The sequence below is a fragment of the Roseovarius sp. D22-M7 genome (assembly GCF_037083785.1).
Classification (GTDB): domain Bacteria; phylum Pseudomonadota; class Alphaproteobacteria; order Rhodobacterales; family Rhodobacteraceae; genus Roseovarius.
On sequence record NZ_JBAPKY010000005.1, the window covers coordinates 56581 to 70741 of the forward strand.

14 protein-coding genes are annotated in these 14161 nt (G+C 66.9%); 7 read left to right on the top strand and 7 right to left on the bottom strand.

Annotation, left to right across the window (positions count from 1 at the left end):
- Nucleotide 1: 1 nt before the first annotated feature.
- The 3 genes from V8324_RS03940 to V8324_RS03950 are packed head-to-tail and all read left to right on the top strand — an operon-like array spanning nt 2 to nt 2530.
- The gene (locus V8324_RS03940) at nt 2–853 is read left to right on the top strand and encodes a peptidylprolyl isomerase (RefSeq protein ID WP_336418618.1); all 852 of its coding nucleotides are present in this window, start codon (nt 2–4) and stop codon (nt 851–853) included.
- Between the two features lie 4 nt (nt 854–857).
- Nucleotides 858–2087, top strand: coding sequence for a bifunctional glutamate N-acetyltransferase/amino-acid acetyltransferase ArgJ (gene argJ / locus V8324_RS03945; protein ID WP_336418619.1), 1230 nt, complete (start codon nt 858–860; stop codon nt 2085–2087).
- A 44-nt stretch (nt 2088–2131) separates the two neighbouring features.
- Nucleotides 2132–2530 carry a (deoxy)nucleoside triphosphate pyrophosphohydrolase gene (locus V8324_RS03950; RefSeq protein ID WP_336418670.1) on the top strand — a complete coding sequence of 133 codons (399 nt, stop codon included), beginning with the start codon at nt 2132–2134 and terminating at the stop codon, nt 2528–2530.
- Between the two features lie 4 nt (nt 2531–2534).
- Here V8324_RS03950 and V8324_RS03955 read toward each other — a convergent pair whose 3' ends face one another.
- Complete coding sequence (locus V8324_RS03955) at nt 2535–3173, bottom strand: thiamine phosphate synthase (protein ID WP_336418620.1); 639 nt, start codon at nt 3171–3173, stop codon at nt 2535–2537.
- Between the two features lie 217 nt (nt 3174–3390).
- On the opposite strand from V8324_RS03955, the gene V8324_RS03960 reads away from it, so the two are divergent.
- Genes V8324_RS03960 through V8324_RS03970 form a run of 3 tightly spaced genes read left to right on the top strand, consistent with a single transcriptional unit; the run spans nt 3391 to nt 6238 of the window.
- Nucleotides 3391–4806, top strand: a complete 1416-nt coding sequence (locus V8324_RS03960) for a YcjX family protein (protein WP_336418621.1) — start codon at nt 3391–3393, stop codon at nt 4804–4806.
- Nucleotides 4803–5249: a GNAT family N-acetyltransferase gene (locus tag V8324_RS03965; protein WP_336418622.1), complete on the top strand. Its 447-nt coding sequence runs from the start codon at nt 4803–4805 to the stop codon at nt 5247–5249. Before V8324_RS03960 ends, V8324_RS03965 begins: the two co-directional genes overlap by 4 nt.
- On the top strand, nt 5246–6238 hold the full coding sequence (locus V8324_RS03970) for a YcjF family protein (RefSeq protein WP_336418623.1): 993 nt from the start codon (nt 5246–5248) through the stop codon (nt 6236–6238). The genes V8324_RS03965 and V8324_RS03970 overlap by 4 nt, the downstream gene beginning before the upstream one ends.
- A 3-nt stretch (nt 6239–6241) precedes the next feature.
- Here the strand turns inward: V8324_RS03970 and V8324_RS03975 are convergent, their stop codons facing one another.
- A complete protein-coding gene (locus tag V8324_RS03975) occupies nt 6242–6652 on the bottom strand; it encodes a group III truncated hemoglobin (protein WP_336418624.1) in 411 nt (136 codons plus the stop codon).
- Nucleotides 6653–6956: 304 nt separating this feature from the next.
- Between V8324_RS03975 and ileS the strand changes: the two genes are divergently transcribed.
- Entirely contained in the window at nt 6957–9863 is a 2907-nt protein-coding gene (gene ileS, locus V8324_RS03980) for an isoleucine--tRNA ligase (protein ID WP_336418625.1), read from the top strand.
- Between the two features lie 46 nt (nt 9864–9909).
- Here ileS and mazG read toward each other — a convergent pair whose 3' ends face one another.
- The 5 genes from mazG to purL all read right to left on the bottom strand — a co-directional run bounded on the left by mazG (nt 9910) and on the right by purL (nt 14083).
- Nucleotides 9910–10719 (bottom strand): nucleoside triphosphate pyrophosphohydrolase, encoded by an 810-nt coding sequence (gene mazG, locus V8324_RS03985; RefSeq protein WP_336418626.1) that lies wholly within the window; start codon nt 10717–10719, stop codon nt 9910–9912.
- A gap of 176 nt (nt 10720–10895) precedes the next feature.
- Nucleotides 10896–11258, bottom strand: coding sequence for a Grx4 family monothiol glutaredoxin (gene grxD / locus V8324_RS03990; protein ID WP_336418627.1), 363 nt, complete (start codon nt 11256–11258; stop codon nt 10896–10898).
- Nucleotides 11255–11599, bottom strand: a complete 345-nt coding sequence (locus V8324_RS03995; protein WP_336418628.1) for a hypothetical protein — start codon at nt 11597–11599, stop codon at nt 11255–11257. The genes grxD and V8324_RS03995 overlap by 4 nt, the downstream gene beginning before the upstream one ends.
- Nucleotides 11600–11603: 4 nt before the next feature.
- On the bottom strand, nt 11604–11834 hold the full coding sequence (locus V8324_RS04000) for a BolA/IbaG family iron-sulfur metabolism protein (RefSeq protein WP_336418629.1): 231 nt from the start codon (nt 11832–11834) through the stop codon (nt 11604–11606).
- Nucleotides 11835–11917: 83 nt separating this feature from the next.
- Nucleotides 11918–14083, bottom strand: coding sequence for a phosphoribosylformylglycinamidine synthase subunit PurL (gene purL / locus V8324_RS04005; protein WP_336418630.1), 2166 nt, complete (start codon nt 14081–14083; stop codon nt 11918–11920).
- Between the last annotated feature and the right edge of the window lie 78 nt (nt 14084–14161).

A 14161-nucleotide genomic window follows, 5' to 3' on the forward strand; every position in this document is an offset into this window, starting at 1 on the left:
CATGCTCTGCCGTTTTCTCGCATCGACCGCAATGATCGCTGCGCTCTCGTTCGCCGCCCCGGCCCGGGCGCAGGATGACCCGTCCGCGGATACCGTCGTGGCCACCGTCGGCGAGACCGAGATCACCCTGGGGCACATGTTGGCACTGCGTGGCACTCTGCCGGAGCAATACGACCGGGTGCCGCCGGACGTGCTGTTCGACGGCGTGCTGGACCAGCTGGTGCAGCAGACGCTTCTGATGCAGACGCAGGAGGGGCCGCTGTCGCGCGCCGCGCGCGTGCGGCTTGACAACGACCGGCGCGCGGTGTTGGCGGCCGATGTCGCGAAGGGAATCTTCGAGACGCGGATCACCGACGAGGCGGTGCGCGCGCTTTATGAATCCCGCTATGCAGAGGCCGAGACCGGGCCCGAATACCGGGCCGCGCATATCCTTGTGGAAACGGAAGAAGAGGCGCTGGCGATCATCGACAAGATCGAGGGCGGCGCCAATTTTGCAGCGCTGGCGCAACAGCATTCCATCGGGCCCTCTGGCCCGTCCGGGGGCGATCTGGGCTGGTTCGGCGAAGGTGTCATGGTGCCCGAGTTCTTCGACGCGGTGGCGGCCCTTGGCGACGGCGGGATCTCCGCGCCGCTGGAAACCGGGTTCGGCTGGCACGTGATCGAACTGCGCGAGACGCGGATCCGCGAGCGTCCGACCCTGGCGGAAGTGCGCGGCGATCTCGCAGCCGAGTTGCGCCAGAAGGCCTTCGACGACCACGTGGCCCAACTGGAGCGTGAAAGCGACGTATCGCGCGCCGGGGCCGAGGGCGTCGCGCCCGCGCTTATCAACCGGATCGACCTGCTGGAGGACTGAAGCCATGGGCGCCACACCCCCGCTCTCGCCGCTTGCCCCGGCAGCCTTTCCCGACCTGCCCCAGATCGCCGGAGTGCGCTTCGCGACGGCCGCGGCGGGGGTACGTCATGCCGGCCGCGACGATGTGCTGCTGGTGCATCTGGTGGCGGGAACCGCGATGGCCGGCGTGTTCACGCGGTCGGCGACACGCTCTGCCGCGGTGCTGGATTGCGAGGACAAGATCGGCGGCGCGTCCGAGGGCGCCGCCGCGATCCTCGTCAACTCGGGCAATGCCAACGCCTTCACCGGCAAGCGGGGCGCCGGGTCGGTCGCGGCATTGACGGGCGCGGTGGCCGACAGGCTCGGGCTGACACGCACGCGCGTCTTCTCGTCCTCGACCGGCGTGATCGGAGAGCCGCTGGCGCATGAGCGCATCATCGCCCGCCTCGAAGATCTGCGGGCGGGGCTGTCGCCGCATGGCATCAAGGCCGCGGCGCAGGCCATCGGCACGACCGACACCTATCCCAAGGGCGCCGGAACCACGGTGACGATCGGCGGGCAAAGCGTTCATATCGCCGGCATCGCCAAGGGATCGGGGATGATCGCGCCCGACATGGCCACGATGCTGGTCTATATCTTTACCGACGCGGCGATCGATCAGCAGATCCTGCAGGACACGGTCAGCGCGCTCAACCGCACGACCTTCAACTGCATCACGGTGGACGGTGACACCTCGACCTCCGACACGCTGCTGGTCGCCGCGACAGGCGCGTCGGGCATTCGCGTGACGGAAAACAATGTCAGCTTCATGGAAGGCCTCTGGCGAGTGATGCTGGATCTCGCCCACCAGGTCGTGCGCGACGGCGAAGGCGCCACGAAGTTCATCGAGATTTCCGTGACCGGCGCCGCCTCGGATGCCGAGGCGCACAGGCACGCCAAGGCGATCGCAAACTCGCCGCTGGTGAAGACGGCCGTCGCGGGCGGCGATCCCAACTGGGGCCGTATCGTCATGGCCGTGGGCAAGTCCGGCGCACGTGCCGACCGGGATCTGCTGGCGATCTGGTTCGGCGACATGCAGGTGGCCCGTGACGGGATGGTCTGCCCCGGCTACGACGAGGACCGCGCCGCGGCCTACATGAAGAAGGACGAGATCGTGATCCACGTTGATCTGGGGCTTGGCGGCGGCACCGCGCGGGTCTGGACCTGCGATCTCACGCATGGCTATATCGATATCAACGCGGATTACCGGTCGTGACAGCCGATGACGTGCCGGACCGGGAGGACAGCGCGCGGGCCCCGGTGAAGGTCGTCCTTGTCGCCGCTGTCGCGCTCATCGATGTTGACGGCCGGATCCTTCTCACGCAGCGGCCGGCGGGCAAATCCATGGCCGGGCTGTGGGAATTTCCCGGCGGCAAGGTGGAACCCGGCGAAAGCCCCGAACATGCGCTGATCCGCGAGTTGCACGAGGAACTGGGCATCGATACATGGGCCAGCTGCCTTGCACCGCTGACCTTCGCCAGCCATGCCTATGACGATTTTCACCTGCTGATGCCGCTCTTTGCCTGCCGCAAATGGGACGGCATCGCGCAAGGGCTCGAGGGGCAGGCTTTGAAATGGGTGCGCGCCGGTGACCTGAAATCCTACCCGATGCCGCCCGCCGACATCCCGCTGATCCCGATCCTGCGCGACTGGCTTTGACGCGTCAGGCCTTGGCAACCGCCGCGCGCATCACCTCGATCATGCGTTCCAGCGCCGCGGCGGCATCGTCCTCGCGCCAGATCTCCTCGCCGAAGGCCAGAAAGTCGCTGACCGGGGCGAGGCTCGCGATAGCGGCCTCGTCGAGCGCGCCCTCGGCCACGACCGGAAGCTCGATCACCTCCGACCACCAGGCGAAGAGATCGCGCTGCGCCTGCGCCCCGTCGCCAAGCGCGGTGGTTCCGACCGGCCCGAAGCTGACGTAATCCGCGCCCGCCTCGCCGGCGCCGATGCCGTCATGCCGCGAGGTGCCGCAGAACGCCCCGACGATGGCGTCCTCGCCGAGCGCCTTGCGCGCCGCCCGGACCGAGCGTGGCCCGTCCAGCAGATGCACGCCGTCCAGGCCCATCCGCTCGGCCATCATGATATGGCTGTCGATCACCAGCGCCACGTCGCGCGCATGCGTCACCTCGCGGCAGGCATCCGCCGTGCGTGCGATCCGGTCCTCGTCCCGCGTGGCAAGGCCGAGACGGACGCAGGCCACGTCGACCCGCTCCAGAACCGCAGCCAGACGCGGGGAAAAAATCTCCGGATCGAACTCGGGCGGGGTGATGAGATAGATCTGCGGCTGCTCGATTTCGGCCATGGCCTGATGCTCCCTCAAGGGTTTCGTCCCCCATATCCAAGAAACGCGGCCTTGACCATGAGGGCGTTGCGGCGTTTTCCGGTCAATGACAGGCGAAATCCCGACGCCTGCAGGCCTTCACGCCCGCGCGCCGTTCCGGGCGCGCCGGGGGGCAATTGGCCTCTGGAAAGCCGGGCCCCGGCCCTCTATCCTGCGCGCAAAAGCGAAAGGGGCAGGATTGGCGATTGCAGGGCTGGCCGACGGGCTGACACGCGGCATCGAAGGCTTCGGCGACCGGGTGTCGGGCGCGTTTTTCGAGCCGGTGATCCGGCTCGGCGTGACCGGGCTGGCGCGGGCCGGCAAGACGGTGTTCATCACCTCGCTGATCGCCAATCTAATGGATCGCGCGCGCATGCCGGGGCTGCTGGCCGAAAGCGAGGGGCGGATCCTTGCCGCCTATCTGCAACCGCAACCCGATGTGACGCTGCCGCGCTTCGATTACGAAACCCAACTCGCCGCGTTGACCGGCCCAGATCCGCATTGGCCGCAAAGCACGCGCGCCGTGTCGGAGTTGCGCCTGTCGTTGCGTGTGCGGCCGGCGGGCTATTTCGCGGCGATGACCGGCCCGCGCACGGTGCATCTCGATATCGTCGATTATCCGGGCGAGTGGCTGCTCGATCTCGCCCTGCTCGACAAAAGCTACGATCAGTGGTCAGCCGAGGTGCTCGACCGCATCGAGGCGCGTCCGCAGGCGGCGCAGTACCTTGCGGACATGCGCGAAGTCGATGCGCGCCAAGCGCTGGACGAGGCCCTGGCGCAACGTCTGGCGCAGGGGTTCACCGCCTACCTGACCGCCGCGCGCGAGGCCGGGTTCTACGATTGCACCCCGGGGCGGTTCCTGCTGCCCGGCGATCTGGAGGGCTCGCCCGTCGTCACCTTCGCGCCGCTGCCGCAATCCGGGCGCGACCCGCGAAAAAGCCTGCGGGCCGAGATGGCGCGCCGGTTCGAGGCCTACAAGCGCGAGGTGGTGCGGCCGTTCTTTCGCGATCATTTCGCGCGGATCGACCGGCAGGTGGTGCTCGTCGACGCGCTCGACGCGCTGCACAAGGGGCCCTCGGCAGTCGAGGACATGCGCCGCGCGATGGCCGAGATCCTCGGCGCGTTCCGGCCCGGCCGCAACGCCTTTCTCACGCAGCTTCTGCTGGGCCGGCGGGTCGAGAAGATCCTGTTCGCCGCGACCAAGGCCGATCACCTGCACCACACTCAGCATAGCCGCCTGACGGCGTTCATGGAGGCGCTGTTGCGCGGGGCGCGCGACCGCGCGGATTTCGCCGGGGGCGAGACCCGCGCCATGGCGCTCGCCGCGCTGCGCACCACCGTCGAGGACCGGATTTCGCATGCCGGGCGCGACCTCGATTGCGTGCGCGGTCGTCTGCTGGAGACCGGGCGCCAGGCCGCCTTTCACCCCGGCGATCTGCCCGAGGATCCCGCGCGGCTGCTGTCGGCGGCACGTGAAGGGGCCGAGACGTGGCCCGATGGCGCCTTCAAGTCGATGCGTTTCGCGCCCGCGCCGCTCGATCTGCGGCGCGGCGAGGGGCCGCCGCATATCCGTCTCGACCGCGCGGCGCAGTTCCTGATCGGGGACCGGTTATGAGCATCGCACGCGCCCACCTGTGGCACCTGCCGCGCCTCGCCGCGATCCTCTGGGCCTTCACCCGCGGCACGACTTGGCTGCCAAGGGTGCGCAGCCCGCTCGACGATCTCTGCGCGCTGGCCTGGGTCACCGCGCGGGGCTGGGTGCGGATCCGGCGCGATGGGTCCGGAATCGCCGGGTTCATCATCCGCCGCGGCAGCCGCGTGCACGCGCTATACGTCGCGCCCGACCGGCGCGGGCAAGGGACCGGTGGCGCGCTGCTGGCCGAGGCGAAAAGCCGCTCCGAGATGCTCGACCTCTGGGTGCTTGACGGCAACCTGCCGGCCCGCGCCTTCTATCTCGGGCAGGGCTTCCGCGAGGTGGCATACGGGCAGGGCGCGGGCAATGATGAAGGGCTGCCCGACATCCTGATGATCTGGCAGGACGAGAAGGAGGCGGCATGAGCAAGGGTCCGGTTCTGATCGACATTGAGGCGGGCGACACGGCCGCCCCGGACCGCGCGCCGCCGGTGCCCGATGATGCCGCCCCCTTCGAGGGGCGCGCGATGCAGGCCGCGATGACGCATGTGGCGCGGCGCCCGTCGCCGCTGGCGCGCCTGTTCTGGGGCCTCGTGATCGGGCTGATCGGCACCGCCGTCGGGGTCGCGGCCTGGGATTTCGCCACCGGCCTCATGGTGCGCCTGCCGATCCTTGGCTACGCGGTCGCTGTCATGGGCGTCGCGTTGTTGGTGTTGCTGGTCGTCATCGCCCTGCGTGAGGTCGCCGCCTTCGCCCGGCTGAACCGGCTCGACAATGTCTTGCGCGCGGCGCAGGCGGCGCTTGCCGACGACGATCTCGGCGCCGCGCGCGGCACGGTCACGCGGCTGCGCGCGCTCTACAAGGACCGCCCCGAACTGCGCTGGAACCATGCCCGCCTCGACGAGCGTGCCGAGGAACAGCTCGACCCCGCGTCGCTACTCGAACTGGCAGAGACCGAATTGCTTGGCCCGCTCGACGCGCAGGCCACGCGCGAGATCGAACTGGCGGCGCGGCAAGTGGCAACCGTGACGGCGCTCGTGCCGCTGGCGCTGGCGGATGTGGTGGGCGCGCTTGTGCTCAACCTTCGGATGATCCGCCGCATCGCCGAAATTTACGGCGGCCGCGCCGGCGTGCTGGGCGGCTGGCGCCTGACGCGCAGCGTGATGGCGCATCTGGTGGCGACCGGCGCCGTCGCCGTGGGTGACGACATGATCAGCAGCGTCGCGGGGGGCAACATGCTGTCGAAGGTGTCGCGCCGCTTCGGCGAGGGCGTGGTAAACGGCGCGCTGACCGCGCGGGTCGGGCTCGCCGCAATGGAGGTCTGCCGCCCGTTGCCCTTCCTGCGCGCCGCGCGCCCGTCGGTGACAGGCATGGTGAAGCGCGCGCTGACCGGTCTTTTCGCCCGCAAAAGCTGAACCTCAACGCAGTTTCGGCACACCGTCCGCCAGCGTCTCGCGCTCGACCACACCAGCGCGCAGGCTGCGCCCGATGCGGTGCGCCAGGGCCGACCACGCGGCGGCCTGATCGGGTCGTAACTCGGCGTGCAGCACGCTGTCGAAAAGATCGAGCCATGTCGAGAACATGCCGGGACGGACATTGCGCGCCTGCACATGGGCGCTCATCGGGCTGCCGTCATAGCTGCGTTCGTGCAGGATCGCGTTGGCCCAGAAATCGGCGACCTTCGCCTCGTGCGCCGGCCAGTCGGTGACATGCACCGCGAAGACCGGCTCGAGGCCGGGATGCGCGCGTACCGCCGCGTAGAACGCGGCGACCACGCGCTCGATCTCGGGCCGGGTAATATCGAACCTTGGGGGCAGGGCGGTGTTCATGTCCTTGAGATGCCCGTGTCGCGCCGCCTCTTCAAGTGCCCCTCGCGTCGCAGGAGCCGACGGCGACGACATCTTTCGAAGATTTCGGACCGCTTTCTTTTCAAGAAAGCGTTGCCCGCCCCCTCTGGACGCTCGCCGGCGGCGGGCCTATAAGGCGGAACATGATGAAGGCCATAGTGATCCTCATTCGAATTACGTGCCCGGCGCTCTGACCCCATCGAGCCGCCGGGACTTCTGGCGTTCGCGCCACCGCGCCGCCCCCACATCCGCGCAATGCCAACATCAGTGACAAGGGACGTCACCCATGTGTTCTGACACACCCGATTACAAAGACACGCTGAACCTTCCGAAAACCGAGTTTCCGATGCGCGCCGGCCTGCCCAAGCGCGAGCCTGACTGGCTCGCCCGGTGGGAGAAGATCGGCATCTACGACCGGCTGCGCGAGCGCGCCGAGGGGCGTCCGCCCTTCACCCTGCATGACGGCCCGCCCTACGCCAACGGGCACCTGCATATCGGGCACGCGCTCAACAAGATCCTCAAGGATCTGGTGGTGCGCAGCCAGCAGATGATGGGGCGCGACGCACGCTACATTCCCGGCTGGGATTGCCACGGCCTGCCCATCGAGTGGAAGATCGAGGAACAGTACCGCGCCAAAGGCATGGACAAGGACAAGGTCGACATCGTCGAGTTCCGCCGCGAATGCCGCGAATTCGCCGAAGGCTGGATCGACGTGCAGCGCGACGAGTTCAAGCGCCTCGGCGTCACCGGCAAATGGGACAAGCCGTACCTGACGATGGATTACCGCGCCGAGCGGATCATCGCGGAGGCGTTCCAGACCTTCCTGATGACCGGAACGCTCTACCAGGGCTCGAAGCCGGTGATGTGGTCGCCCATCGAGAAGACCGCGCTGGCCGAGGCGGAGGTCGAGTATCACGACAAGGAAAGCTTCACGGTCTGGGTGAAGTTCCGGGTCGCGACCGAAGGAGAGCTTGACGGCGCGCATGTCGTCATCTGGACCACCACGCCATGGACCATCCCATCGAACAAGGCGGTGGTCTATGGCGAGGATATTTCCTATGGCCTCTATGAGGTAACAGACACGCCCAAGGAATGCTGGACACATATCGGCGAGCGTCTGATCCTCGCCGATGCCCGCGCCGAGGACACGATGACCTGCGCGCGGCTCGACGATGGCATGTATCGCCGGGTGCGAGACGTGACGGCAGACGAACTCGCCGGGCTGACCCTTGCACACCCGCTGGCCAAGGCCGAAGACGCAGGCGGTGAATGGGATGATCCCCGCGATTTCCGGGCCGCGGATTTCGTGACCGACGAGGAAGGCACCGGTTTCGTGCATTGCGCGCCCAGCCACGGGATGGAGGAATACGACCTTTATCGCAGCCTCGGCATGCTCGATCAGGTGATCACCTACAACGTCATGGACGATGGAACCTTCCGCTCCGATCTGCCGTTTTTCGGCGGGACCGAGATCCTTGATCGCAAGGGCAAGGAAGGCAATGCCAACAAGGCCGTGATCGACAAGCTGGCCGAGGTCGGCGGGCTTCTGGCGCGCGGCAAGATCAAGCACAGCTACCCGCATTCCTGGCGCTCGAAGGCGCCGGTGATCTACCGCAACACCGCGCAATGGTTCGCCGCCATCGACCGCGAGGTCGGCGACGGGAAGGACACCTACGGCAAGACGATCCGCGAGCGCGCGCTGCGATCCATCGACGAATTGGTGACCTGGACGCCGAAGACCGGACGTAATCGCCTGCACACGATGATCGGGTCGCGTCCCGACTGGGTGCTGTCGCGCCAGCGCGCCTGGGGTGTGCCGCTCACGTGCTTTGTGAAGAAAGACGCGCAACCCACCGATCCCGAATACCTTTTGAAAAACGAAGAGGTGAACGCGCGCATCCTCGCGGCGTTCGAAGAGGAAGGCGCGGACGCCTGGTACAAGCCCGGCGCGAAGGCGCGGTTCCTTGAGGGCATCGTCGATCCGGACGCCTGGGAAACGGTCGATGACATCCTCGACGTGTGGTTCGATTCAGGCTCCACCCATGCCTTCGTGCTGCGCGATCGCGCCGATGGCAGCGAGGACGGTATGGCGGACCTGTACCTCGAAGGGACCGACCAGCATCGCGGGTGGTTCCATTCCTCGATGCTGCAGGCCTGCGGCACGATCGGCCACGCCCCATATCGCGGCGTGCTGACGCACGGCTTCACGTTGGACGAGAAGGGCAACAAGATGTCCAAATCGCTCGGCAATACCGTGGCCCCCGACGACGTGACCAAGCACTACGGCGCCGATATCCTGCGGCTTTGGGTGACGCAGGCCGATTACACCGCGGATCTCCGGATCGGGCCTGAAATCCTGAAAGGCGTCGCCGACGGATATCGCCGGCTGCGCAACACGATGCGCTTCATGCTGGGATCCTTGGCGCATTTCACTGAAGGAGACCGCGTGGATCCCGCCGAGATGCCCGAGCTGGAGCGGTGGGTGCTGCATCGCCTGGCAGAGCTTGACCATAAGGTGAGAAGCGGCTTTGAAGCCTATGATTTTCAGGGCGTTTACCAGCAGATCTTCAACTTCGCTACGGTCGAGTTGTCGGCGTTCTATTTCGACATCCGCAAGGACGCGCTGTATTGCGACGGCGACACGCCGCGCAGGCGCGCGGCGCGCAGCGTCCTCGACCTGCTGTTCCACCGGTTGACCACGTGGCTTGCGCCGGTGCTGGTCTTCACCATGGAAGAGGTCTGGCTGGAGCGGTTCCCGGGCGAGGGCAGCTCGGTGCACCTGATGGATATCCCCGACACACCCGCCGATTGGCTGGACGAGCCGCTGGCGGCGAAATGGGCGCAGGTACGCGCCGCGCGGCGGGTTGTGACCGCCGCCCTCGAGGTGCAACGCACCGACAAGGTGATCGGCGCGAGCCTCGAGGCGGCGCCCATCGTGCATGTGCGCGATGCCGAGATGCTGGACGCGCTGAAATCGGTCAATTTCGAGGATATCTGCATCACCTCGGATATTTCACTGACCGCCGATCCGCGGCCCGCCGAGGCGTTCCGGCTGCCCGAGATCGACACTGTCGGCGTGGTCTTCGAGCGGGCAGAGGGCATGAAATGCCAGCGCTGTTGGAAGATCCTGCCCGATGTCGGCACGCATGCGCATCCGGGCACCTGCAAGCGGTGCAGCGCGGCGCTCGGCTGAGTTTGCGATTTTTCCCGGCACGCGCCGGGAAGAAGGCCGGGCGGGATCAGCCCTCGCCGCGTTCCTCGGACTTCGCGCGGTTCCAGAGCGCGTCCATCTCGGCAAGGTCGGAGTCGGCGGGGGTCTTTCCCGCCGCCTTCAGAAGCGCCTCGATCCGCTCGAACCGGCGGGTGAATTTCACGTTGGCGCGGCGCAGCGCAGTCTCGGGGCAGAGATTCATGTGCCGCGCGAGGTTTGCCATGACGAACATCAGGTCGCCGAATTCTTCCTCGATGTGATCCGGGTCGCGATGCGCGGCTGCTTCATGCAGTTCCTCGGCTTCTTCCTTTATCTTGTTGATAACATGCGTGGTCTCCGGCCAATCAAATCCGACCCGCGCGGCGCGTTTCTGCAGTTTCACCGCCCGCAGAAGCGCAGGCAGACCAAGCGCCACGCCGTCGAGAGTGCCGGTCTGGAGGGTGGCGGCGCGTTCGGCGGCCTTGATCGCTTCCCAGTCGAAAGTGGGGCTGCCGGGGGTTTGCGGTTCGAAAACATGCGGGTGGCGGGCGATCATCTTGTCGGAGATCGCGTTGGCCACGTCCTCGAGATCGAACAGCCCGCGATCCTCGGCGATGCGGGCGTGAAACACCACCTGCAACAGGAGATCGCCAAGCTCGCCGCGCAGGTCGGGCCAGTTTTCCTGCTCGATCGCGTCGGCGACTTCGTAAGCCTCTTCAATGGTATAGGGGGCGATGCTGGCGAAATCCTGCGCCACGTCCCAGGGACATCCCGTGTCGGGATCGCGCAGGCGGGCCATGATCGCGACGAGGCGCGCAACGCCGTCCTTCGGGTCGTGAAGGCTGTCGTCATCGGTCATCGGCGCGGCCTTTTTCCGGGGGTCACCAAGGTTTGAAACCTGGCCGGACGGGGGCGTGATGTCCAGCGCCGCGACAGAAGAACCGCGCCGCGATCTGTACAGAAACGGGCGCGGTTTTTACAAAACTTGGGCCCCGCCGTGCGGTACGGCGGGCTGGGCCACAGGGTTTGGGCCGGTCAGGCGTTGGCGTCGCGGATCTTGTCGGCGGCATCCTTGTCGAAGCTGACGCCGTTCTGCGCGAGAAGCGTGTCGAGCTCTCCCGACAGGGTCATCTCGGTGATGATGTCGCAGCCGCCCACGAACTCTCCCTTGACGTAGAGCTGCGGGATGGTGGGCCATTCGGAATAGTCCTTGATGCCCTGGCGGATCTCCTCGTCGGCGAGGACGTTGACATCGGTGAATTCCACACCCATGAAATTCAGCACGCCGGCCACGCGGCTGGAAAAGCCGCATTGCGGCATATCCTTGGTTCCCTTCATGTAGAGCACCACGTCGCTGGATTTCACGGTCTCTTCGATACGGGTCTTGGCGTCGGTCATGTGCGGGTATCCTGTGGTTTATCGTCGTCCTGCGGGTCTTCGGTGTCGCGCGCGGTCTCGCGCTCTTCGTCGGTCTCCGTGCCGTCCCGGTCCGCCATCCCGTCTTCCTCGGCCTCTTTCGCCGTCGTCTCCAGAAGGTCGGGATCGTAATCGTCCAGATCGTAAGCTTCCTCGTCCTCCGGGATCGGGCCGACATGGGTGGTGTTCGTCTCGGGGTCGTAGGTCAGCCCGTAGCTGCTGCGCCCTTCTGCCTTGAACCGCTTGTATTCGTGCCACGTGGCATAGGCGAACACGAAAGCGAACGGGACGAGGATCAGCAGGGCGACGTAGCGTGCCTCCATGTAATCAGTCGGGTGCCCGTGTCGTCAGCGCGAGAGCGTGCACCGCTCCATCGGGGCCGTCCATCTTGCCCTTGAGCGCCGCGTAGACCGCGCGTTGTTGCTGGACGCGGTTCATGCCGCGGAAGCTTTCGTCGATGACCTCGGCCGAGAAATGCACGCCGTCATCGCCCTCGACCCGGATGCGGGCCTGCGGCAGCGCTTCGCGTATCATCGCCTCTAGATCGGATGCGAGCATGGTCTTGCACACCTTGTTGTGTTGCACTGGTGGGAAGGTAGAACCTGCACGCGCCGAGCGCAAGGGTGCGTGGCCGTGGCGGGTCAGTCGAAGGTGGCGCCGAAGCTGCTGCGAAAGACTTGCGACAGGTCCGCGAGCGGCGTCTCGATGCGGCCCATGCGGACGGTGTCGCCGCAGAACCGGCCCACGGTGCGCAAGGGCACCCGCGCACGTCCCGCCGCGATCATCAGCGCCTCGGCGGAGTCGAAATTGCAAGCGATGAGGTAGCGGCCCTGATCCTCGCCGAAGAGCGTCGCGGTGTCGCGCGCATCGAGACGGATGCCGACGCCCGCGGCCTCGGCCATCTCGAAGGCCGCGAGCGCCAGCCCGCCATCGCCGAGATCGGTGCAGGCGCGGATATGGGCGGCATTGGCGCGGATGAAGTCGCCGTGGCGTTTCTCTGCGTCGAGATCGACGGGCGGCGGATCGCCCTCGGCGCGGTTGAACACCTCGGCCAGCAGCGCGGATTGCCCGAGGTGACCATGCGTTTCGCCCAGCACCAGCGCGACGTGCCCGTCGCGCGCGGTGCCGGTGATCGCCATGTCGGGCTCGCGGATCAGCCCGACCGCGCCGATCGTGGGGGTGGGCAGGATCGCCGTGCCGTCGGTCTCGTTGTAGAGCGAGACGTTGCCCGACACGATCGGCATGTCGAGGGCTTCGCAGGCCGCAGCTATGCCGCGGATGGCGTGCACGAACTGGCCCATGATCTCGGGCTTTTCGGGATTGCCGAAATTGAGGTTGTCGGTCGCTGCCAGCGGCACCGCGCCGAGGGCCGAGAGGTTGCGATACGCCTCGGCGACGGCCTGCTTGCCGCCTTCCTCGGGGTTGGCGGCGACGTAGCGCGGTGTCACGTCCGACGTGAAGGCCAGCAGCTTCTCGGTGCCGTGGACGCGCACGAGGCCGGCGCCCTGGCCCGGCGGGCGGGCGGTGTCGGCCATCACCATGGTGTCGTATTGTTCCCACACCCAGTTGCGCGCGCAGTAATTGGACGAGGCCAGCAGCGCGCGCAGGCAGTCGATGGGATCGACGCCCGGCAGGCTGTCGGGATCGAAGGCCGCGGCAGGCGCGGGATCGTCGAAGGGCCGGTCGTATTCGGGCGCCGCGCCGGATAGCTGGGCAAGCGGCAGGTCGGCCTTGATCGTGTCGCCCTGCATCACGAGGAAGCGGTCCTCGGCCAGCGTCTCGCCGACGATGGCGAAGTCGAGATCCCATTTCTCGAATACCGCGCGGGCCTCGGCCTCTTTTTCCGGGCGCAGGACCATCAGCATGCGTTCCTGAGATTCCGAGAGCATCATCTCGTAGGCGGTCATCCCCGCCTCGCGCTGCGGCACCGCGTCAAGCTGCAGCTTGACGCCGAGCCCGCCCTTGTCGCCCATTTCCACCGCCGAACAGGTCAGCCCCGCCGCCCCCATGTCCTGGATCGAGATCACCGCGCCGGTCGCCATCAGTTCGAGGCACGCCTCCATCAGTCGCTTTTCGGTGAACGGATCGCCGACCTGCACGGTGGGGCGTTTCTCGTCGATACTGTCGTCGAATTCGGCCGAGGCCATGGTCGCGCCGCCGACGCCATCGCGCCCGGTCTTTGCCCCGAGGTAGACCACCGGCATGCCGACGCCCGAGGCTGCCGAGTAGAAGATGCTGTCGGCGTCCACCAGACCGGCGGCGAAGGCATTCACCAGGCAGTTGCCGTCATAGGCCGGATCGAAGCGCACCTCGCCGCCGACGCAGGGCACCCCGAAGCAGTTGCCGTAGCTGCCGATCCCCTCGACCACGCCATGCACGAGCTGGCGGGTCCTGGGGTGGTCCGGGCTGCCGAAGCTGAGCGCGTTCATCGACGCGATGGGGCGCGCGCCCATGGTGAAGACATCGCGCAGGATGCCGCCCATGCCGGTCCCGGCGCCCTGGCGCGGCTCGATATACGACGGGTGGTTGTGGCTTTCCATCTTGAAGACCACCGCCTGACCGTCGCCGATATCGACGATGCCGGCATTCTCGCCGGGGCCGCAGATGACCTGGGGGCCGGTGGTGGGCAGCGTGCGCAGCCATTTCTTCGAGGACTTGTAGGAGCAATGCTCGTTCCACATCGCCGAGAAGATCCCCAGTTCCGTGAATGTGGGCTCGCGCCCGATGATCTTCAGGATCCGGTCATATTCGTCCGGCTTGAGGCCGTGCGCCGCGACGAGATCGGAGGTGATGGACGGCTCTGACATGGACGGCCTCTTTCGATGTTCCGGGTCTGAACGGGTTTAAAGCATGGCCGGGGCAGGTGGAAGGGGGGCGTTGCGCGC

Bases quoted from the DNA above. Each gene is read 5' to 3' on its own strand.
- grxD (WP_336418627.1), bottom strand. From the start codon at position 11,258: ATGACCGACGCCAAGACCCGTATCGAAGAGACCGTGAAATCCAGCGAC.
- mazG (WP_336418626.1), bottom strand. From the start codon at position 10,719: ATGACCGATGACGACAGCCTTCACGACCCGAAGGACGGCGTTGCGCGC.
- argJ (WP_336418619.1), top strand. From the start codon at position 858: ATGGGCGCCACACCCCCGCTCTCGCCGCTTGCCCCGGCAGCCTTTCCC.
- ileS (WP_336418625.1), top strand. From the start codon at position 6,957: ATGTGTTCTGACACACCCGATTACAAAGACACGCTGAACCTTCCGAAA.
- V8324_RS03965 (WP_336418622.1), top strand. From the start codon at position 4,803: ATGAGCATCGCACGCGCCCACCTGTGGCACCTGCCGCGCCTCGCCGCG.
- purL (WP_336418630.1), bottom strand. From the start codon at position 14,083: ATGTCAGAGCCGTCCATCACCTCCGATCTCGTCGCGGCGCACGGCCTC.
- V8324_RS03970 (WP_336418623.1), top strand. From the start codon at position 5,246: ATGAGCAAGGGTCCGGTTCTGATCGACATTGAGGCGGGCGACACGGCC.
- V8324_RS03940 (WP_336418618.1), top strand. From the start codon at position 2: ATGCTCTGCCGTTTTCTCGCATCGACCGCAATGATCGCTGCGCTCTCG.
- V8324_RS04000 (WP_336418629.1), bottom strand. From the start codon at position 11,834: ATGCTCGCATCCGATCTAGAGGCGATGATACGCGAAGCGCTGCCGCAG.
- V8324_RS03995 (WP_336418628.1), bottom strand. From the start codon at position 11,599: ATGGAGGCACGCTACGTCGCCCTGCTGATCCTCGTCCCGTTCGCTTTC.
- V8324_RS03975 (WP_336418624.1), bottom strand. From the start codon at position 6,652: ATGAACACCGCCCTGCCCCCAAGGTTCGATATTACCCGGCCCGAGATC.
- V8324_RS03955 (WP_336418620.1), bottom strand. From the start codon at position 3,173: ATGGCCGAAATCGAGCAGCCGCAGATCTATCTCATCACCCCGCCCGAG.